Genomic DNA, 18,942 nt, shown 5'->3' with positions numbered 1-18,942 from the left:
ATGTTCGGCAATCTGACTTTAGAGGCGATTCCGTTCGACCAGCCGATCATCATGGGCGCGGCCGCCCTGATGGGGCTGATCGTGCTGGCCGTCGTCGTGCTCGTTACGCGCCTGAAAAAATGGCGCTGGTTGTGGACGGAATGGCTCACGTCCGTCGATCACAAGCGCATTGGCGTGATGTATATCGTCGTCGCTGTGCTGATGCTGCTGCGCGGTTTCGCCGACGCCGCGATGATGCGCCTGCAACTCGCGCTCGCGAGCGGCGGCGCGACCGGTTATCTGCCGCCGCATCACTATGACCAGATTTTCACCGCGCACGGCGTCATCATGATCTTCTTCATGGCGATGGCGCTGATGGTGGGGCTCTTCAATATTGTCGTGCCGTTGCAGATCGGCGCGCGCGATGTCGCGTTCCCGTTCCTGAATTCGCTGTCGTTCTGGATGACGGCGATCAGCGCGATCCTGATGAACATCTCGCTGGTGATCGGCGAGTTCGCACAGGTCGGCTGGCTCGCGTACCCGCCGCTGTCCGAGTTGCAGTTCAGCCCGGGCGTGGGCGTCGATTACTACATCTGGGCGCTCGAACTCTCGGGTGTCGGCACGCTGATCACGGCAATCAACTTCTTCGTGACGATCGTCAAGATGCGCGCGCCCGGCATGACGCTGATGAAGATGCCCGTGTTCACGTGGACGGCGTTGTGCTCGAACGTGCTGATCATGGCGACGTTCCCGATCCTGACCATCGCGCTGGCGCTGCTCGGCCTCGACCGTTACGCGGACATGCACTTCTTCACGAACGAAGCCGGCGGCAACGCCATGCTCTATCTGAACCTGATCTGGGCCTGGGGACATCCGGAGGTTTACATCCTGGTTCTGCCCGCGTTCGGTATCTACTCGGAAGTGATTTCGACGTTCGCGAAGAAGCCGCTGTTCGGCTACAAGACGATGGTGTACGCGAGCTGCGCAATCATGGTGCTGGCGTTCCTCGTGTGGGCGCACCACTTCTTCACGATGGGCTCGGGCGCCGACGTCAATGCGTTCTTCGGTATCGCGACGATGATCATCGCCATTCCGACGGGCGTGAAAATCTTCAACTGGCTCTTCACGATCTATCGCGGCCGCCTCGAATTCACGGCGCCCGTGCTGTGGACGATCGGCTTCATGGTCACCTTCACGATCGGCGGCATGACGGGCGTGATGCTCGCGATCCCGGGTGCGGACTTCGTGCTGCATAACTCGCTGTTCCTCGTCGCGCACTTCCACAACACGATTATCGGCGGTGTGGTGTTCGGCTATCTGGCCGGGTTCAGCTACTGGTTCCCGAAGGTGTTCGGCTTCAAGCTCAACGACAAGCTCGGCAAGAGCGCATTCTGGTGCTGGTTCGTCGGTTTCTTTGTGGCGTTCACCCCGCTGTACGTGCTCGGTTTCATGGGTGCGACGCGTCGTCTGAATCACTACGACAATCCCGCCTGGCAGCCGTTGATGATCGTCGCGGCATGCGGCGCCGCGCTGATCGCGGTCGGCGTCGTGTTCCAGGTCGTGCAGGTGGTGGTCAGCATCATCAATCGCAACAAGCCGGAGTATCGCGACGTCACGGGCGATCCGTGGGGCGGCCGCACACTCGAATGGTCGATCTCGTCGCCGCCGCCCGTCTATAACTTCGCGACGATTCCCGTCGTAGAGGAACTGGATGCGTTCGCGCACATGAAGGAAACGGGCAAGGGCCTCGGGATTCAGGCGGCGTATCAGGACATTCACATGCCGTCGAACACGAGCGCAGGCTTCTTCATCGGCGTGTTCAGCCTCGCGTTCGGGTTCGCTGCCGTGTGGCACATCTGGTGGCTCGCGATCGTCTCGCTGGTGGCGATTGCGGCAACCGTGATCGGCCGCAGCTTCGGTCGCGACGACGGTTACTTCATCCCGTCCGACGTGGTGCGGACAATCGAAAACAAAGGCCGCACGCCGCTTCCGAAGCATGTGGAAGTGTCGCCGGCGCTCGCGGAGGTCGAGTGATGCTGCAAAAAGTTCACGCCGCAACCCTGAACGAGGTCGATGGCCACGGCCATCATGGCGAATCGCATTCGGTGTTCGGCTTCTGGCTGTACCTGATGACCGACTGCGTGCTGTTCGCATCGCTATTCGCGGTGTTCGCCGTGATGGCGCATCAGTTCAACGCCGGGCCGACCGGGAAGGATCTGTTCGACATTCCCGGCGTCGCCGTCGAAACGGCTGCGCTGCTGTTGAGCAGCATCACGTACGGCTTCGCGATGGTCGCCGCACGCGGGCGGAACTCGCGCGCCGTGCTCGGCTGGCTCGCGGTCACGTTCGTGCTTGGCCTCGTGTTCCTGAAGCTCGAACTGAGCGAGTTCTCGCATCTGCTCGCGGAAGGCGCGGGCCCGTCGCGCAGCGCGTTCCTGTCGTCGTTCTTCGTGCTGGTCGGCACGCACGGCCTGCACGTCGCGACGGGGCTGATCTGGATGGCCGTGCTCGCCGTGCAGGTGGCGCGCGCGCCGCAACTGACCCAGCGTGAAATCACAAGGCTGACCTGTCTGAGTCTTTTCTGGCACTTCCTCGATGTCGTGTGGATTTGCGTGTTTACTTTTGTCTACCTCGGGAGCGCGATCTAAATGGCTCACTCGAATTCCCATGCGCTTCATGGCGAAGCGGGGCACGGCGGTATCGGCGGATATGTGATCGGGTTCGTGCTGGCCGTGGTGTTGACGGCCGCTGCGTTCGGCATCGTGCTGCAAGGCTGGCTCCCCGCCGCATCGGCGCCGTTCGCGCTGGCGGCGCTCGCCGTCGTGCAGATCGTCGTGCATCTGGTGTTCTTCCTGCACATGAGCGTGTCGACATCAGGGCAGCGCTGGAACACGCTTGCGCTCGCCTATACGGTGCTGGCCGCGATGTTCCTGGTGTTCGGGACGGTGTGGGTGATGCACAACGTCAGCATGAACATGATGTCGCGCTGAAGCCGTTGCGGATGCATCGGGGCCTTGCGCGCGAGTGCGATGCCCCGTGAACGGAAGCCGAAGGACAAGCGTGTCCTTCGGCTTTTTTGTTGGCGTGGAACGCAAAAAAAAGCGGCAAGCATACGATGCTTGCCGCCTTCATTTACTGCGTATATTCGTTGGTAGGCTCGATTGGACTCGAACCAACGACCCCCACCATGTCAAGGTGGTGCTCTAACCAGCTGAGCTACGAGCCTAGCGAAGAGCGCGAATTATAGAGACACACTTTCGATCGCGCAAGGGCTCGCGGCAATTTTGTTGTCGATGGCGGAATCGCCCGACAACGGCCCATGACAAGGGGGATGAAAAGCGGGCGCGCGCGAAGGTCCTCCACAGAGCAGCGCGAGACGGCTACGATGGGCGCTGATGCATCTCGGAGGCGAGCCGGGCCATGAAGAAAAATGTTCGTCAGCATTTTCCGCGAGTCGTTCGCGACCATACCCATGCCGTGTGGCGCGATCTGGCCGTGTCGTTTCTGCCGTTCGTGGTGATCTTCGCGATGCTTGCCTGGCTCGTCATATGGCTGGTCGACCCCGCGCCGCCGCGCTCGATCACGATCAGCGCCGGCCCGCACGACAGCTCGTTCATGCAGTACGCGCAGGAGTATCGAAAGATCCTCGGGCGCAATGGCGTGAAGCTCGACGTGCTGGAATCCGATGGCTCCGTGCAGAATCTCGACCGGCTGCTCGACCCGAAGCAGCGGGTGGATGTCGCGCTCGTGCAGGGCGGCGTCTCGGCGGGCCGGGATACGACGTCGCTGATGTCGCTCGGCACGGTGTCGTATGTGCCGCTGATCGTCGTGTACCGCGGCAAGGGGCTGTCGCAGTTGTCGGATCTGGAAGGCAAGCGGGTCGCGATTGGCCGCGAAGGCAGCGGCACGCGGATGCTGTCGCTCGAACTGCTCGAGGCGAACGGCATCGTGCCGGGCGGCGATACGACACTCTTGCCGCTCGACGGGCTCGACGCCGCCAAAGCGCTCGTGACCAACCAGATCGACGCCGCGCTGCTGAGCGGCGACTCGACCACGCGCGCGATGATCCTGCGCCTGCTGACTATTCCGGGCGTCTCGGTGATGAATTTCAACGAAGCGGATGCCTATACGCGGATCTTTCCGTATCTCGACAATCTCGATCTCCCTGTAGGTCTGCTCGATCTGAGGCGCCGCATTCCGCCCGAACCGCTTCATCTGATCAGCCCGACGGTCGAACTGGTGGCGCGCTCGAACCTGCATCCGGCGATATCCGATCTGTTGATCGAAGCCGCGCAGGAAGTGAACGGGCCGGCGGGACTGCTGCAGAAGGCAGGGCAGTTTCCGAATTCCGTCGCGCGCGAATTCCGCATCAGCGAGGATGCGACGCGCTACTACAAATCGGGCAAGAGCTTTCTGTACCGGACGCTGCCGTTCTGGATCGCGACGGTGGTCGACCGTTTGCTGGTGTTGCTGCTGCCGATCGCCGTGCTGCTGATTCCCGCGTTGCGGCTCATTCCTGCGCTGTTCACCTGGCGTGTGCGCTCGCGGATTTACCGGTACTACGGCGCGCTGATCGCGATCGAACGCGACGCGATGCGCAGCTCTTCGGACGAAGAACGCGCGAAGCTGCTTGCGGAACTGGACGGCATCGAGGCGTCGCTGAATACGCTGCGGATGCCGCTTGCTTATGCAGACGGGTTCTATGTGTTGCGCGAGCATGTCCGGTTCGTGCGGGAGCGGCTGGAAGGCGTGCGGGAGCGCGTGCATGCACAGCAGTAGCGGATGTGCTGCATGAGGGCGTCGTGAGGAAAAATCGTGATGCGTCAGGGGGATAAGCCGCGAGTCCGGGTGTTGTCCACAGGGTTATGAACGAAAACTGTGGATAACGTCGGGGGCGTGTTGCGAGCGACATCGGATGCATCGGATGCAATCTGAATGGCATCAACGAGTTGCGTGAGTCTTGCGCAGGATACCCACAGGCTTATGAACGGAAACTGTGGACAACCTCGCGGCGTATCCGCGCGCAGAGGAAGCGTGCGCGAGTGACGCGAGGCGGATGCATCGGATGCAATCTGAATCGCGTCAATGACTTGCGTCGGTCTTGCCCAGGTTACTCACAGGCTTGTCACCAGAAACTGTGGAGAACTCCACTCGCCGCGCCGCCGTCTCCACGCGTCACACGTGTTGAATCCTCGGCACCGGGCAAGACATTTGCTGCGCAGTTATCACCTGCGCCGTTCCCGCTGCGCTGACGCTGGAGATTCCATGCGCGTTCGCCCCATCCTGATCGCGATTTGCGTCGTTCCGCTTGCCGCCTGTGCGGCGTCATCCAATACGCCCGAAGAAGCGAGTTTCGGCCCATCGCCAACCCTGCCCGCGCCCGACAAGTCGCTTGTCCCGACGGTCCACATCGCGCCTGTCGAACCGCGTGCCGCCGGAACGCATCCCACCGCGCCGCCCGGTTTCGCCGTGACGCCATTCGCCGCGAATCTCCAGCATCCGCGCTGGCTCTACACGCTACCGAACGGCGACGTGCTGGTGGCCGAGACCAACACGCCGCAGCCGCATGACAAAGGCGGCGGCGTCGTCGGCTGGATCACGAAGCAGTTCCAGAAGCGCGCGGGCGCGGGCGTGCCGAGCCCCGACCGGATCGTGCTGCTGCGTGACGCCGACGGCGACGGCAGCGCCGAAACGCAAAGCGTATTCATCGACAAGCTGCATTCGCCGTTCGGCATGGCGCTGATCGGCAACCAGCTGTATGTCGCCGATACCGACGCGTTGCTGCGCTTCGATTACGTCACGGGCGAAACACGGATCGCCGCGCAGGGCGTGAAGGTCGCCGATCTGCCTGCCGGCCCGATCAACCATCATTGGACCAAAAATATTCTGGCGAGCCGCGACGGCAAACGGCTCTACATCACGGTTGGCTCGAACAGCAATGCAGCGGAGCACGGCGTCGAAGCGGAAGCCGACCGCGCGCGCATCCTCGAATTCGATATCGCGAGCGGCACGATGCGGCCTTACGCAACCGGCCTGCGCAATCCGAACGGCATGGCGTGGCAACCTCAATCGGGCGTGCTGTGGACGACCGTGAACGAACGCGACGAACTGGGCAACAACCTCGTGCCCGACTACATGACGTCGGTGAAGGACGGCGCGTTCTATGGCTTCCCGTTCAGCTATTACGGCCAGCATGTCGATTCGCGGGTGAAGCCGCAGAACCCGGACATGGTCGCGCGCGCCATCGCGCCGGACTATGCGCTCGGCAATCACACGGCATCGCTCGGATTGGCGTTTTATGACGGCAGGCTGTTCCCGGACCGCTACCGTGGCGGCGCATTCGTCGGTCAGCACGGCTCATGGAACAGAAAGCCGTTTGCGGGCTACAAGGTGATCTTCGTGCCGTTCGAGAATGGCAAGCCGTCGGGTGGACCGGAAGATTTTCTGACGGGATTCCTGAGGCCGGACGGGCACGCGGTTGGGCGGCCCGTCGGCGTGGCGCTGGATGCGCGCGGCGCGCTGCTGGTTGCCGACGATGTCGGCAACGCGGTGTGGCGAATCGCGCCCGCTACGGGGACTGCGGGCGCGAAGTAGATGCCGGACGGGCGGCGAAGTGAAGCGGGTATCGACGCGGTTTACGGATGGTTGTACATCGCATTCCAGTCCGCCGCCGACACGCCCGGGCGGCCCGCCTGCGATGCGTTCGCGACACCGCCGTAACCGCTCGCCGCGCCGTTCTGCGCGTTCACGCGCGCTTGCGCGGCCTGGATCTCATCGGGGTAGTGCGCTTCCGTGCCTGCGCCCGGACGATAGCCGGCCTGTTCCAGTTGAACCAGCTCGGCGCGGACCTGAGCGCGAGTAACAGGCTGGTTCGACTGGGCGAACGACACGGCGGGGATAGCGAGCACAGCAGCGATGGCAACAGCCTTGATCAGCGACTTCATGATGAACCTCCAACTTTGTTTTCGACTTTGCGAACAGCCCTGTTCGCAATCAGTTGTAGTAAGTGTAGGTAAGTAGCCGCTTAAGATTAAGCCCATCCGGTGGAAGTGACTTTTCCAGATTTCAGGGTTTACCCCTAAATGCCCGCCGGGCGGGCGTCAGCGCCGTTCGAGCGACAGCTTTTTGCCGTAGCCGGTGAGTTCGAGGTAGCCGTGCCCGGCTGGCTGCCCGTCGCGGCGGATGGCGACGGCGCCTTCCCAGTAGAGCGCGCCCGTCGATTCGCTCGAATCGAGTTCCTGATCGTCGAGCAAGGGCGTCAGTTGCCAGCGGGTGTCGCCAGTGCGTACGACGGTCGCCACGGGGTATTGCGTGTTCGTGCGCGGCGAACGCCATTGGCGGGTCGGCGAAAAGTCGACGTCGCTGGGGCCGTATTGCGTGACATGTCCATCGGCCGTGCGCAGCGCGGCGTGCGCCCAGACCGCGTGTCCATCGGCGGCGCGCACCTTGAACGCCATCAGCGCCGCGCCGCCCGTCAGGTTCGCGCCGAGCCAGTCCCAGCCGACGGCATCGGACGCGAGCAATGTGCTCGACCATTCGTGATCGAGCCATGCGCTGCCCGTGACGGACGTTGGCGCCGGCGCGCGGCTCGCGCCATCGGCGGATGGACGTGTCACGCTGCCCGTCACGCGCAATTGGGGTTCGCTGTAGTAGTAGCTCGCCTGTTCCGGCAGCGGTCCTTTGCGCGAGTAGCCGTGGTCGCCCTGAAGGAGCGGCGCCTGGGTCGGCGTGAATGTCAGATGCAACGCGAAGCCGCCGGCGTCGGCGTTCACGTCGTAGTGGCCGTCCGGCGCGCGGACCATCCGCCAGCTATCGAGCCGGACGTCGGTGTTGTCCGGCTTCGCGTAGGCGAGGCCGAAGCCTTGCCGGGCGATCTTCTGGTCGTGCACGAGCCGGCCGAGTCGCGGATCGCTGAGCGCGGCGTGCGCGATGATCAGCTGCGTCGGCGCGAACGCGCTCGGGTCGCTCGCAGGATGCCCCGTCGCTGAGCGGAAGAAGGTGATCTGAAAGCCGAGCGGCTGATGATCGGGCGTCTCCAGCCAGCCCGTCGCGTACCACCATTCGGTGCGAAACGCGGGATGCGCACCCGTGTCGCGAGGCAGTTCAATCGACTTGTCCGGCGCAACGGCCGCGAATTGCGGTTCGGCCGCGAAACCCGCCGATCCGCGAAGCAGACACGCGAACACGAGCAACAGAATACGGGCGGCATGCATCACCAGTCCTCCCTGACCGCGCGCACGGCATCGATGGAGACAGCGCGGCGGCCCGCCGCGACGGCCGTCGTGCACGACGACGCGAGCATCACGAGCGCCAGCACGGATAGCAGCGTCCACGGCACATGCAGCGACATGCTCCAGTGAAACGACTGCGGGTTGACGACGAACACAAGGATCAGGCTGATCGCAAAGCCGAGCATGCAGCCCATCGCGATGCCGAGCGCGGTGAGCAGCCCGCCTTCCATCGCGAGCAGCGCGAGAATCTGTCCACGCGTCACGCCCACGTGCCGCAGCATGCCGAACTCGCGCGAGCGCGACAGCGTCTGTGCCGAGAACGTCGCCGCGACGCCGAACAGTCCGATCACGATCGCGACGGCCTCCAGCAGATACGTGACGGCGAAGCTGCGGTCGAAGATGGTCAGCGTGCGTGCCCGGATGTCGCCGGGTTGCGCGAAGTCGAGTGCGCTGGCGAACGGCAATGCGCGCAATGCGGTGATCGCCTGCCCGGCGCTCACGCCGCGCTCCAGGGTGAGGGCGGCGTCGGTAGCGCCGGTGTCGCCCGTGAGGCGCCGGTAATCGGCGAGACGGATTTGCAGCGCGCCTGTCTGCCGCACGTAGTCGCGCCAGATGCCCGCGACGACAAACACGGCGCCGTGCTCGCCGATCGGCAGCATCAGCCGTTGACCGACGTGATAGCCGTACAGATCGACCATCGCTTCCGACGCCCACACGGGTGTTTCGCCAGCGCGCAACGCGGACGGCGGCAGGATCGCCCCGGTGATCTGCAGATTCGCACCGGGATCGGCGGCATCGATTTCGCGCGCGAGCAAGGCAACGGACGGTCGCGACGGATCGAGCGCCAGTTGCGAGGTGCGCGCGAACGCCGCGTGGCGGATGCCGGGCGTGGCGGCCAGCATTGCCTGCTGCTGGGGATTCAGCCCGCCCGTGTCGCCGTTCGGCGCGACGCGGACATAGACGTCGGCGGACAACAGGTGCGCAAGCCAGTCTTCGACCGACACGCGAAAGCTCGACACCATGATCGCCATCGCGACGATCAATGTGAAGCTCGACAGCACGCCGCCCATCGCGATCGATGCCTGGCCCGGCGCGTTCGCGAGGCGCGCGAGCGCAAGCGCAACGACGGGCGTGGCGGTGCGCCGTGTGTCGCTTCCATCGAGCGGACGGCTCAGCGCGCGAAACAGCAGCGACGTGACGCGCGGCATCAGCGCGATGCCGCCGATCAGCAGCAGCGCGACAGCGAGATAGCCCGCAATCGGCACGTCGAACACGGGCGGCGTCTGCGTCAGCGCCACGCCGAGAGCGATGCAGACGAGCGCGGGCCACGGCGTCGACAGATTGCCGAGCGCGGCTTCCTCGCCGCCCGCTTTCAGCGCGGGCGCGGGATGGGCGCGCGCCGCTTCGAGCGCGGGCACCAGACTGCCGAGCAGCGACACGGCGATGCCGAGCACGACGAAAATCGCGCTGGCGACCGGCTCGAAGCCGACCGTCGGTTGAACGCCGGGGAAGTAGCCGCCGCCCAGATCGCTGCCGAAAAAGCGCAGCACGACATAGGCGAGCGCGAAGCCGAGCGCGATGCCCGCCGCCGAGCCGAGCGTGCCGAGCAGCGCGCCTTCGAGCAGAATCTGCCGCAGCAACTGCGTGCGCGTGAGGCCGAGCACGCGCAGCATCGCGAACTGCGCGCGCCGGCGCACCACGCCGAGGGCCTGCGTCGAGAATACGAGAAACGCGCCCGTGAACAGCGCGACCAGCGCGAGCACGTTCATGTTGATCCGGTAGGCGCGCGACAGCCGGTCGGTGCGGCTTTCTACATCGCGCGTTTCGCCCACGGCGAACCGGCTGCCGAGCTGGTCCTGCAACGCGCGCCTGAACCGTTCGCGATCGACGCCGCGTTCGAGTTGCAGATCGACGCGCGACAGCTTGCCGAGGCGCGCGAAGCGCCATTGCGCGGCCGCGATGTCCATCACCGCGATGCGTTGCCCGGGCCGCGCCCTGACGATGCTGCCCGCCACGCGCAGATGCACATCGGACGTACCGCTGCGCAACGTCACGGTCTCGCCGGCGCGCACGCCGAGCCATTGCTGCGCGGCGGGCGAGAGGAAGATGGCGTCGCTGGCGAGAGCGTCGAGCGGGCGGCTGCTGTCCGTCACACCCGTCAGATCGGGCGCGATGCGGCTCGCGCGGAACATGTCGATGCCGAGCACTTTCAGCGGCGCGGTGCGATCCGGCACGGTCACGTCGAGTTCGAGCACGGGGCTGGCGAGCGCGACGCCGGGTTGTGTCGCGAGTCGTGGATAGGCGCTTTCATCGAACGTGGGCTGTGCGCCGCGCACCTGCAAGTCAGCCTGGCCCGACAGGCTGCGCGTCGCCGCCGAGAATTCGTTGAACGCGGCGCTGTTGATCAGTTGCACGGCGTAGCCGAGTGCGACGCCGAGCGCGATGGTCGCAATCGCGATCAGGGCGCGGCCTTTGTGGCTGTGCCACTCGGCGGCTAGCAGCCAGCGCGTGAGCGTGCGCAGTCCGTGGCGCGTGGGGTGCGCGGTTGCGCTGAACGCTGTGTCATTCATGGTTCTGGCGCGAGGCGTGGGGCGATGTTGCGTGCATCGCGTGCAGTTTGCCTTCGCTCAGGATGAGTACGCGGTCGGCGACGGCGGCGGCTGCTTGCGAATGCGTGACCATCATCGTTGCTGCGCCGTTCGCCTTGGTTTCTTCGCGCAGCAGCGCGAGCACTTCATGCGCGGTGTCGGGGTCGAGATTGCCTGTGGGCTCGTCGGCGAGGATCAGCGTGGGACGGTGCACGAGTGCGCGAGCGATGGCGACGCGCTGCAGTTCGCCGCCCGATAGCTGGCGCGGCATATCGTGTCCGCGTCCTTCCAGACCGACGGCGGCGAGCATGTCGAGTGCGCGTTGCGGCGGGATGCCATTCAGCAGTAACGGTAGCGCGACGTTTTGCGCGAGCGTCAGATGTGGCAGCACGTGGAACGCCTGAAAGACGAAGCCGAGTTTTTCGCGGCGCAGGCGCGTGGCGGCATCGTCGTTCAGCGTCGAGACGGGCGTGCCGTCGATGAGCACTTCGCCGCTATCGGCGCGGTCCAGGCCCGCTATCAGGTTCAATAGCGTTGATTTGCCGACGCCTGAGTCGCCCATGATGGCGATGAATTCGCCTGCTGCCAGTTTGAAGTCCAGGCTGGACAGGACTACGCGGTTTGTTGCGTAGGCTTTGCTCAGCGAGCGGCATTCTAGTGCGGGGGGGAGGGCCGGGGGCGGCATGTGGGTCCTTGAGGTGTGTTGGTTTTTTTTTGTCTGCGACGCTGGGGGTGGGTTTGGTCTTTTCGCTGGCATCCGCGAATTGTTAGCGTGTTTCACGCGTTGCCCCTGTGCGGGGCGGCACCTACTTTTCTTTGCCGCCGCAAAGAAAAGTAGGCAAAAGAAAGCGGCTCACACCGCCAGCTCTTGACGTTTGTCCAGGGGCCCCCAGCGTCCCCGTACTTCGCACGGTAACGCTCGGGCCCGCCTGCGTTGCCAACGCTCTCTCTGTACGCCTCACCCCCTTCATACATCCGCGTCCAGCACGCCGCGCCGGACAGTCTGCCGCCGCCCAGGTGGCAAACTGTGTGTCGGCCTTCGCGCAATACACGCAGCACTCCGGGCTGGAAAGCAAGGTTGGTGTCCGTTGTAGAGCGCCGGCTTCTGCGTCGCGACAACCTGCACACAGTTTGCCACCTGGGCGGCATATAACGTTCGCTGCCGCTTGAACGGGTACGGGTATGTGAAGCGGGTGAGGCGTTCATTCGAAGCGTTGGCAACGGGCATTGATAAGTACGTTGTCGTGTGGAGCGTAAGACCCTTTGGGGGCCCTCAGGCAAGAACTAGCACTGTCGGTGTGAGCCGCTTTCTTTTGCCTACTTTTCTTTGCGGCGGCAAAGAAAAGTAGGTGCCGCCCCGCACAGGGGCGACGCGTGAAGCACGCTAACAATTCGCGGATGCCAGCGAAAGCAAAAGCAAAAGCAAACCGCGAATGCCAGCGCAAAGGCCCGAACAACCAAACCGCGAATGCCAACACAACCCCCAGCGTCGCAGACAAAAAAAACTCAAAACGTCAGATCATGCAACTTCTTCATCCCATCCAGCAGCCATTGAAAAATCGACTGCTCGGATTGCGCAACAGGCGCCGGCGTCCCGAGCTTGCCCAGCGTATCCTGCCTCCGCGACAGCATCTGACACATCTCCCTCGCGACATCTGGCTTATCCTTCAGCAGCGGCGTCAAATCTTCCTTCTTCAACTGATAAACAGTCGCCGACGTAAGCGCCGAGATCGTCACACGCGCGGGCATACCTGCCAGCAGACCGAATTCACCCATCGCGTCGCCAGGACCCAGACGAGTCACTTCGACAGGCCCAGACGTATCCTGCGCCACCACAGACAGCACCCCCGAATCCACAATCGTCAAATGGTCGAGCACCGTGTCCGGCGTGACCACCGTGTCGCCACGCTCATAAGAGCGACGGGACAGCATAGGCGCAAGACGCTGCAACTCGTCCGCCGTCAACGCGGCAAAAATCTCCACGCGCCGCAGCAGCGCAACGCGCGGATCGATCTGCTGCGTCGGCAAGGCCGAAGGCGAAGGCGCATACCCGCCCCCAAGCGGCTTCAGATCGACGCCCGCCGCCTGCAACTGCCGGTAGCACAAGTCAAACAGCTCGTTCGTGACGGCGAGCTTCTTGCTCATGTCGTCGACATACGCAGTCGCCTCGTATGTGACGGACATGATGCTGGTCCGCTTCACGATCGCATACGGCGCCGGGTCGGCGATCACCGCGCGCACGCCCGCCAGCGCGCGTTCGAGCGCAGCCAGCACCACGCTCGGACGCGCTTCGGGCGTGATCTCCAGCATGAGGGTCACGCCGTGCAGCGCCGGCGGCCGGCTGCTGTTCGTGATCTTCGCCTTCGCCGCCACGGCATTCGGCACGATCACGATATTGCCTTGCGATGTCAGCAGATGCGTCGCGCGCCAGTTCATCTCCAGCACCTTGCCCTCGACGCCGTCGATGATCACCCAGTTGCCAATGTGATACGGCTCGGTCGTGTTGATCACAATGCCGGCAAACACGTCGCTGAGCGTGCTCTGGATCGCAAGGCCAAGCACGATGGCGAGCGCGCCCGATGTCGCGACCAGCCCGCGCACCGGCAGTTCGAGCACGAAGCCGAGCGCCGCGACGGCAGCCGCGAGAAACACCACCGCGCCGAATACGTCCGAGAAGAGCCTTTGACGGCGCCAGGTCTGCGGCAACAGCAACGTGTCGAGCGCAAGGCTGAGCAGACGCGCGCCCATCAGCCACCAGATGATTTCAAGCACCTGGCCAAGCACGTGCAACGGCTTCGAATCCGCGTAAGGCGCCTGCGAAAACGGACTCAGGCCCGAGCCGAACAGCAGTGCGCTGAGCGCCGCGTAAATGCACAGCCGCACCAGCAACCGCGCGACTTCGTTTTTTGGGGTGGTGCAACGCCAGATCACGACATCGACTGCGACGAGCGCAAAGCCAAAAATCAGCGGATTGTTCACGCACACTCCATAGCGGGGTTGAACGGTCAAAGCGACGTGCAGGCCGGCCGCGTGCAACGGGCGTTTCAACGCCCGCTCGCAACGGCTCCTCGCGACAGTAGCACGGCCTGGTGCAACGCGGCGTCATGTCCAGTTTCATGACGCCGCGCGTCGCGCATTCAGCCCATTTTCTACGACATTTTCAATCGCGATGCAGCAGAGCGTACGTGGTGTTCGGCGCGCCTCATCACTTCACGTTGAACGAGTAATCGCCGTGCGTGCGATGTCCGTCCGACGCCACGGCCACCCAATGCACCGTGTATTTCCCCGCGGCCAGCGCGGGCAGCGCGACCGACGCGACGCTCGGCTGCTGCGCATCGATCGTCGATTTCGAGGTGCTCACCTGCTTGCCCGCTGCATCCGTGACGGTCAACGAACTGAAGGCGGGTTCGAGCGGGCCGTCGAAGGTGATGGTCACCCTCGCGGGCGCCTCGACGGTCGTGCCCGCGCCGGGCTCCTGTTTCTGCGGAAACACATGGGCCAGCGCCGCGAGCGGCATCAGCGTGAGTGACAGCGCCAGCGCCGCCGCAAGTCGGGTCGTGTTCATGATGGTCCTCGCTATGGGAAAAGCGGTTTGCCGATCGTCGTGGGCGCGATGTCGTCGAAGAACAGATGCGCTTGAACCAGCACGCCGACATGCGAGCCGCTCGCGTGATTCACGGGGATTTGCGCCTCGATGCCGAATTGCCCATAACGGTTGATCCAGATGACGCCCGGGTTGATCGTGCCCGTGGTTTGCCCCTGGCTGCGCGACAGCGGAATTTCGACGATGGGGATCAGGTTCGCGAGCGGCTGCGGCAAGCCGACGTCGCGCACGTGCTGCTGCAGATAGGGCAGGCTGTATTGCACGGTCACGCCGTAATTGAACGCATTCGGCTGGCCGGCGCCCGTCGTGAACGCGGGGCCCGCCTCGCCCGTGATCGCGATGGGGCGCAGATACGCCAGCGAATCGGGCAGGTCGCCGAAGCCCTTGCCGGCGAAGATCGTCGGCGAGATGGTCGAGAAGCTCTCGCCAATCGCGTGGCTGCCCGTGCCGCCCAGGTCCGCATCGACGCCTATCGACGTCATGAACTCGTGCGCCTCGTTCACGTACAGCAGGTACTTGAGGCCGACGCTGAAGTTGTCGAAGCCGTGCGCGGTCGGATTGTTCTGCCCGACGTAGGCGCCTCCGAGCGACACCGCGAGGCGCGGCGTAATCAGCTTGTCGTACTCGAAGCTGAAGCTGTTGACGCTCTGGTCGCCATCGTCGCCGCGCACGCGCTGGTGGCCGTATTCCAGATTGAGTTCGTCGCTGACGCCGGGATCGTCGACGGCCATCGTCGCAGGGAAGACACGGTCGCCCGCAATCGCGTGCGCGTGAGAAATGGAAGGAGCGAGCAGGGCGGCGAGCATGCAGCCGGCGAACGGCAGCCTGCCGCGCCTGAAGTGTCGGGTGTTCATGTGTGTGATCCTGAGTGGGCGCGCGCACCGGCCGCGTGCGCGCGGGGAAGCGGCAACGCGGCGTGCGCGAAAACGGCAACGCCGTGACGGCATTGCGGATACGCGGGTTCGACTCAGAGATGCACGGGCGGCGCGCGCGGCTGCGCGCTTTCGAAGGGAGTGACGAGCGCGACGCTTTCGAAGCGAACTGCGACGCGCTGTGTCATCGCGGCGACCGTCAGCGCGAACGTCGACGGTGCCGCGGGCAGCACGGGAAGATGCGCGAGCAGGCTGCAATAGCCGCATGCATGCCAGTGCGAGGCGAGCGTGTGCGTATTGCCGGCGTCGTCCTCCCGGGTGTCGGCGGGACTGGCCGTTTGGGCGGAGCAGAGCGCGGCGGCGGGGTCGTATGCGCCGCGGCTCGCCGCGATGGCCTGCGACACGGTAGGTGCGAGCGCCGCCATCAGGATCGCGAGCAATCCGAGAATGCAGCCAATCTTCCGATGGAACCGGCTCGCCATGTCGATGGAAAACGTGTGTGAAATGCTGCGCGGATTATGACATTGGCGCGGCATGCGGTGCACGCCCGCCGCGCAGCCGGACATGAAAATATTCGCGAAGCTGTCGATTTGCTGTCGCGTCGATCGTCGTCCGTGTAGAACCGGGCAGCGGCGTTTTTTATGCCCGGCATCTGACGATTTCATACAGGAGGCGGCAATGAACTATGTAGATGGATTCGTGGTGGCAGTGAAGGCGGAGAATCGCGAGATATACCGCAAGCACGCCGAGACGGCGGCGGGCGTGTTCAAGGAATATGGAGCGCTGAACGTCGTCGAGTGCTGGGGCGACGACGTGCCGGAAGGCAAGCTCACGTCGTTCCCGCTGGCCGTCAAGCGCGAGCCGGACGAAGTGGTCGTGTTCTCGTGGGTCGTCTGGCCTTCGCGCGCGAAGCGCGACGAAGGCATGAGCAAGGTGATGGCCGATCCGCGCCTGCAACCGGAGGCGATGACCATGCCGTTCGACGGCAAACGGCTGATCTACGGCGGCTTCGAAGTGATCGTCGACGTGTGACGGCGCTCAGCGGGCGCTAGAGCGTTTCCGTGAACATGGGCGTCGTGCCGTCACTGCTTTCGTAGTACTCCGCCGACGCCTGCCCGCTCTGCGCACCTTGCCCGAGCCGGATGATCGTGAAGCCGTGCATGTAGATCTTGTCCGCCTCTTTCAGCAGCACGTTCTGCAGAGTGGGCGGGTTGACGATACGCGGGTCCGGCGCGTTCTCGGGTCCGTCGACGATCACGGGCACCGCGCCGTGCCCGATGCAGCGTCCGCGGTTCAATCCGAGGTACGGCTGATAGATGCTCAGGTTGTGCTCGTGGCCCCAGAACCATGCACTGATGGGTTGCTTTGCGGCCTGCGCGAAACGCTGATAGCTCGCGAGCAGTTTCGGGTTGTGCGCGATGAGCTTGCCGCCCGTCTGCAACGGTCCGATCTGCGACAGCGCGGAAAAGAGTTGATGATGCGAAAGCAGGATCGTTTTGCCGCTGAATTCGGCGATGCGCTCGACGATCCAGTCCTCTTCATCCTGCTCGATGAAGGTGAGGACTTCCGTTCCGTCGAACGGGTTGTAGTCGTGCAGTCCCGTGTCCAGCGCGATGAACTGCCAGTCGTCGTTGCGCAGGCAGAAGAAGCTGGCGGGCTGAAGGCGCGCGTGATCGTTGAGCGTGTCGATCAGCCCGTAATAGCCGGCGCCGCCTGAATACATGTCGTGGTTACCTGACAGCGTGTAGACGGGCACGTCCTTCGTGCTGCGCGACAGTACGCTATCGACGATGTTCCTGAAGTTCGCCTCGCATTCCTGCGGCGTGCCCGAGTAGTAGATGTCGCCGAGATGAATCACGACGTCGGGGTTTTGCAGCGCGGCCTGCTTCAGCAGATCCAAGGCGACGTCCGTTCCCGTTCCCCAGTCGGCGATCAGCGCGACCGTTGCGCCTGCTTTCAGCGGCACCGTGACGGGGCCGATGGCGGCCGCGCGCCGGTAGGGAATCGACGCGCGCTTGCCGTCCGGGCCAAAGAACTGCATGTAGCTCTCGATCACCTTGATCCACGCCGGATCGCAGACGTTGAAGCGCAGGTCGTTCTCGATACTTTCAGCGCCGGCCGCGTCGCCGCGAGCGCGGGCTTCCATCAATGCAAAACCCATCTTTGCGCAGGTCCAGGCGTCTTGCGCGACTTCGTCCGGCGCGACGTCGGGCAGGGCCGATGCGCCTTGCGACTTCAGCGACGCAATCGTCGCCGCTGCATTGACGAGCGCGTTGTCCGTTCCCGGCCGCGAGGCGAGCGTCGCGGCGGGCGTCGTGCTGCGCACGACCTGATCGACGGCTGACTGGAACAGCGAGACGAATTGATCTCGGAAGCTCTCGGGTTCGGCGGCCATAGTGGTCTCCAATAATCGGATTGGCGAAATCCGTATTGCATATTGCGGCTTTTCGATTCGAATGCGAAAGCCAAGAGTAACGTTCGCGGTATGGAAGCTTGAAGCTGGCGACAGGCTAATGGAGCGATTCAGCCAACACCAAGACGATTGGCTCAAGACAATTTGCATGAACGGCGGCGCGATTCGATATAGCCATTTCGGGCATGCAATTCGAACATGAATTTCACGATCCGTTTTAACGGCGAATTCGATGCTAACCATGCTGTGTGGCGAATGCATCGCGACGGTTCGATAAATCCACCCGGGCCATCGAACCATTCAAGCTTTTTGCGCCGCTGCCGATAACGTGTCTGGCCGTCCCTCCTGCAAAGCCCTATCAAAGATGCGTTTGTCCAAGACCGAGTCCGTACTGCTCACCGTTGCCGTGTTCGCCGTCGTCAGTTTCAGCGGCTGGCTCCAGAGTGAAATGAAGCATGCCGCGCGCGAGCGCAACCGGCACGACATCGGCACGATCGTCGAAGCCGCCTGCGCGAACCTGAACGCCAGCGAGCTCGAATCCAGCGACAACGGCCAACTGCAATGCGGCACGATCGCGCATGAAGCGCCGCGCGCAGCGTCCTCAGCTCCTGAGGCTTTGACGGCAGCGGCGACAGGCGCCGCCTCGACGGTGCCTAATCCTTAAGCGCTTTTGCCGGGTACGCTACACTGCGCGACGCGTGTGGCGAAGCTGCACAGCCAGCGCCGATGCGGGTTTGATCGACAATACCTCACACGCTGATATACTGAATACGTTCACAGTCCGCGTGACGATGAAGGCAGTAGACGGGCGCGGATACGGGAGCGGCGCAGTGCGCCGTTCGAGCCAACTACGGTGCTCACTCGCACCGACCGGATCAGAGGCGATGCATGTCGTCAGAACTTGACAGTCAGCCAGCGGCTACGCCGTTCACCCTGTCACTGCAACCCATCGGGACGAGCGCCAGTCTGCGTGATCGCGCCTACGCGATGCTGCGCGCGGCGATCGCCGATGCCGATATCTATGCGTCGCGTGACGAAATACGCCTCGACGACCGCGCGCTGAGCGAATCGCTGGGCGTGAGCCGCACGCCCGTGCGCGAGGCCATGACGCTGCTCGAACAGGAAGGCTTCGTGCGCACGATCCCGCGCCGGGGCATCTATATTGTGCGCAAGAGCAAGCGCGAGATCGTCGAGATGGTACAGATGTGGGCCGCGCTGGAAAGCATGGCCGCGCGTCTCGCCACGCTGCACGCCA

17 protein-coding genes and 1 tRNA gene are annotated in these 18,942 nt (G+C 63.9%); 8 read left to right on the top strand and 10 right to left on the bottom strand.

Annotation, left to right across the window (positions count from 1 at the left end):
• Genes cyoB through cyoD form a run of 3 tightly spaced genes read left to right on the top strand, consistent with a single transcriptional unit; the run spans position 1 to position 2,969 of the window.
• On the top strand, positions 1–2,013 hold the full coding sequence (cyoB, locus tag KFO72_RS32640; protein ID WP_054932619.1) for a cytochrome o ubiquinol oxidase subunit I: 2,013 nt from the start codon (positions 1–3) through the stop codon (positions 2,011–2,013).
• Positions 2,013–2,627, top strand: a complete 615-nt coding sequence (cyoC, locus tag KFO72_RS32635) for a cytochrome o ubiquinol oxidase subunit III (protein WP_054932618.1) — start codon at positions 2,013–2,015, stop codon at positions 2,625–2,627. Before cyoB ends, cyoC begins: the two co-directional genes overlap by 1 nt.
• On the top strand, positions 2,628–2,969 hold the full coding sequence (gene cyoD, locus KFO72_RS32630; protein ID WP_009770506.1) for a cytochrome o ubiquinol oxidase subunit IV: 342 nt from the start codon (positions 2,628–2,630) through the stop codon (positions 2,967–2,969).
• 159 nt (positions 2,970–3,128) lie between these two features.
• Here the strand turns inward: cyoD and KFO72_RS32625 are convergent.
• Positions 3,129–3,205, bottom strand: a tRNA-Val gene (locus KFO72_RS32625).
• A gap of 194 nt (positions 3,206–3,399) precedes the next feature.
• Between KFO72_RS32625 and KFO72_RS32620 the strand changes: the two genes are divergently transcribed.
• Together KFO72_RS32620 and KFO72_RS32615 are read left to right on the top strand one after the other, a co-directional pair.
• On the top strand, positions 3,400–4,758 hold the full coding sequence (locus KFO72_RS32620) for a TAXI family TRAP transporter solute-binding subunit (RefSeq protein WP_054932617.1): 1,359 nt from the start codon (positions 3,400–3,402) through the stop codon (positions 4,756–4,758).
• Positions 4,759–5,244: 486 nt separating this feature from the next.
• A complete protein-coding gene (locus tag KFO72_RS32615; RefSeq protein WP_107203608.1) occupies positions 5,245–6,573 on the top strand; it encodes a PQQ-dependent sugar dehydrogenase in 1,329 nt (442 codons plus the stop codon).
• A 41-nt stretch (positions 6,574–6,614) separates the two neighbouring features.
• On the opposite strand, the gene KFO72_RS32610 is transcribed toward KFO72_RS32615, so the two are convergent.
• From KFO72_RS32610 to KFO72_RS32575, 8 genes are all read right to left on the bottom strand, one after another.
• Entirely contained in the window at positions 6,615–6,923 is a 309-nt protein-coding gene (locus tag KFO72_RS32610) for a DUF4148 domain-containing protein (protein WP_054932615.1), read from the bottom strand.
• Between the two features lie 156 nt (positions 6,924–7,079).
• Positions 7,080–8,192 (bottom strand): carotenoid 1,2-hydratase, encoded by a 1,113-nt coding sequence (locus KFO72_RS32605; RefSeq protein WP_225033841.1) that lies wholly within the window; start codon positions 8,190–8,192, stop codon positions 7,080–7,082.
• Positions 8,192–10,780 (bottom strand): FtsX-like permease family protein, encoded by a 2,589-nt coding sequence (locus KFO72_RS32600; protein WP_225033840.1) that lies wholly within the window; start codon positions 10,778–10,780, stop codon positions 8,192–8,194. The genes KFO72_RS32605 and KFO72_RS32600 overlap by 1 nt, the downstream gene beginning before the upstream one ends.
• The gene (locus KFO72_RS32595) at positions 10,773–11,483 is read right to left on the bottom strand and encodes an ABC transporter ATP-binding protein (RefSeq protein ID WP_054932612.1); all 711 of its coding nucleotides are present in this window, start codon (positions 11,481–11,483) and stop codon (positions 10,773–10,775) included. Before KFO72_RS32595 ends, KFO72_RS32600 begins: the two co-directional genes overlap by 8 nt.
• A gap of 821 nt (positions 11,484–12,304) precedes the next feature.
• Complete coding sequence (locus KFO72_RS32590) at positions 12,305–13,777, bottom strand: mechanosensitive ion channel domain-containing protein (protein ID WP_054932611.1); 1,473 nt, start codon at positions 13,775–13,777, stop codon at positions 12,305–12,307.
• Positions 13,778–14,003: 226 nt separating this feature from the next.
• On the bottom strand, positions 14,004–14,363 hold the full coding sequence (locus KFO72_RS32585) for a copper resistance protein CopC (RefSeq protein ID WP_225033839.1): 360 nt from the start codon (positions 14,361–14,363) through the stop codon (positions 14,004–14,006).
• An 11-nt stretch (positions 14,364–14,374) separates the two neighbouring features.
• Positions 14,375–15,256 (bottom strand): hypothetical protein, encoded by an 882-nt coding sequence (locus tag KFO72_RS32580; RefSeq protein ID WP_054932606.1) that lies wholly within the window; start codon positions 15,254–15,256, stop codon positions 14,375–14,377.
• 113 nt (positions 15,257–15,369) lie between these two features.
• A complete protein-coding gene (locus tag KFO72_RS32575) occupies positions 15,370–15,840 on the bottom strand; it encodes a DUF2946 domain-containing protein (RefSeq protein ID WP_224101711.1) in 471 nt (156 codons plus the stop codon).
• A gap of 112 nt (positions 15,841–15,952) precedes the next feature.
• On the opposite strand from KFO72_RS32575, the gene KFO72_RS32570 reads away from it, so the two are divergent.
• Positions 15,953–16,306 (top strand): DUF1428 domain-containing protein, encoded by a 354-nt coding sequence (locus KFO72_RS32570; RefSeq protein WP_054932605.1) that lies wholly within the window; start codon positions 15,953–15,955, stop codon positions 16,304–16,306.
• A 16-nt stretch (positions 16,307–16,322) separates the two neighbouring features.
• Here the strand turns inward: KFO72_RS32570 and KFO72_RS32565 are convergent, their stop codons facing one another.
• Positions 16,323–17,669, bottom strand: coding sequence for a metallophosphoesterase family protein (locus tag KFO72_RS32565; RefSeq protein WP_225033838.1), 1,347 nt, complete (start codon positions 17,667–17,669; stop codon positions 16,323–16,325).
• Positions 17,670–18,051: 382 nt separating this feature from the next.
• Between KFO72_RS32565 and KFO72_RS32560 the strand changes: the two genes are divergently transcribed.
• Both KFO72_RS32560 and KFO72_RS32555 read left to right on the top strand, forming a co-directional pair.
• The gene (locus KFO72_RS32560; protein ID WP_062916246.1) at positions 18,052–18,351 is read left to right on the top strand and encodes a hypothetical protein; all 300 of its coding nucleotides are present in this window, start codon (positions 18,052–18,054) and stop codon (positions 18,349–18,351) included.
• A 224-nt stretch (positions 18,352–18,575) separates the two neighbouring features.
• The coding region (locus KFO72_RS32555) for a GntR family transcriptional regulator (protein WP_225033837.1) at positions 18,576–18,942 on the top strand (367 nt) is incomplete at its 3' end.

Source organism: Paraburkholderia sp. XV, assembly GCF_020177535.1.
In the GTDB taxonomy this organism is placed as follows: Bacteria; Pseudomonadota; Gammaproteobacteria; order Burkholderiales; family Burkholderiaceae; genus Paraburkholderia; species Paraburkholderia caribensis.
Note: the sequence above shows the minus strand (reverse complement) of the source record. Positions and strands in the feature narration are given on the sequence as shown.

Bases quoted from the DNA above. Each gene is read 5' to 3' on its own strand.
- cyoB (WP_054932619.1), top strand. From the start codon at position 1: ATGTTCGGCAATCTGACTTTAGAGGCGATTCCGTTCGACCAGCCGATC.
- cyoC (WP_054932618.1), top strand. From the start codon at position 2,013: ATGCTGCAAAAAGTTCACGCCGCAACCCTGAACGAGGTCGATGGCCAC.
- cyoD (WP_009770506.1), top strand. From the start codon at position 2,628: ATGGCTCACTCGAATTCCCATGCGCTTCATGGCGAAGCGGGGCACGGC.
- KFO72_RS32620 (WP_054932617.1), top strand. From the start codon at position 3,400: ATGAAGAAAAATGTTCGTCAGCATTTTCCGCGAGTCGTTCGCGACCAT.
- KFO72_RS32615 (WP_107203608.1), top strand. From the start codon at position 5,245: ATGCGCGTTCGCCCCATCCTGATCGCGATTTGCGTCGTTCCGCTTGCC.
- KFO72_RS32610 (WP_054932615.1), bottom strand. From the start codon at position 6,923: ATGAAGTCGCTGATCAAGGCTGTTGCCATCGCTGCTGTGCTCGCTATC.
- KFO72_RS32605 (WP_225033841.1), bottom strand. From the start codon at position 8,192: ATGCATGCCGCCCGTATTCTGTTGCTCGTGTTCGCGTGTCTGCTTCGC.
- KFO72_RS32600 (WP_225033840.1), bottom strand. From the start codon at position 10,780: ATGAATGACACAGCGTTCAGCGCAACCGCGCACCCCACGCGCCACGGA.
- KFO72_RS32595 (WP_054932612.1), bottom strand. From the start codon at position 11,483: ATGCCGCCCCCGGCCCTCCCCCCCGCACTAGAATGCCGCTCGCTGAGC.
- KFO72_RS32585 (WP_225033839.1), bottom strand. From the start codon at position 14,363: ATGAACACGACCCGACTTGCGGCGGCGCTGGCGCTGTCACTCACGCTG.
- KFO72_RS32580 (WP_054932606.1), bottom strand. From the start codon at position 15,256: ATGAACACCCGACACTTCAGGCGCGGCAGGCTGCCGTTCGCCGGCTGC.
- KFO72_RS32575 (WP_224101711.1), bottom strand. From the start codon at position 15,840: ATGTCCGGCTGCGCGGCGGGCGTGCACCGCATGCCGCGCCAATGTCAT.
- KFO72_RS32570 (WP_054932605.1), top strand. From the start codon at position 15,953: ATGAACTATGTAGATGGATTCGTGGTGGCAGTGAAGGCGGAGAATCGC.
- KFO72_RS32565 (WP_225033838.1), bottom strand. From the start codon at position 17,669: ATGGCCGCCGAACCCGAGAGCTTCCGAGATCAATTCGTCTCGCTGTTC.
- KFO72_RS32560 (WP_062916246.1), top strand. From the start codon at position 18,052: ATGCGTTTGTCCAAGACCGAGTCCGTACTGCTCACCGTTGCCGTGTTC.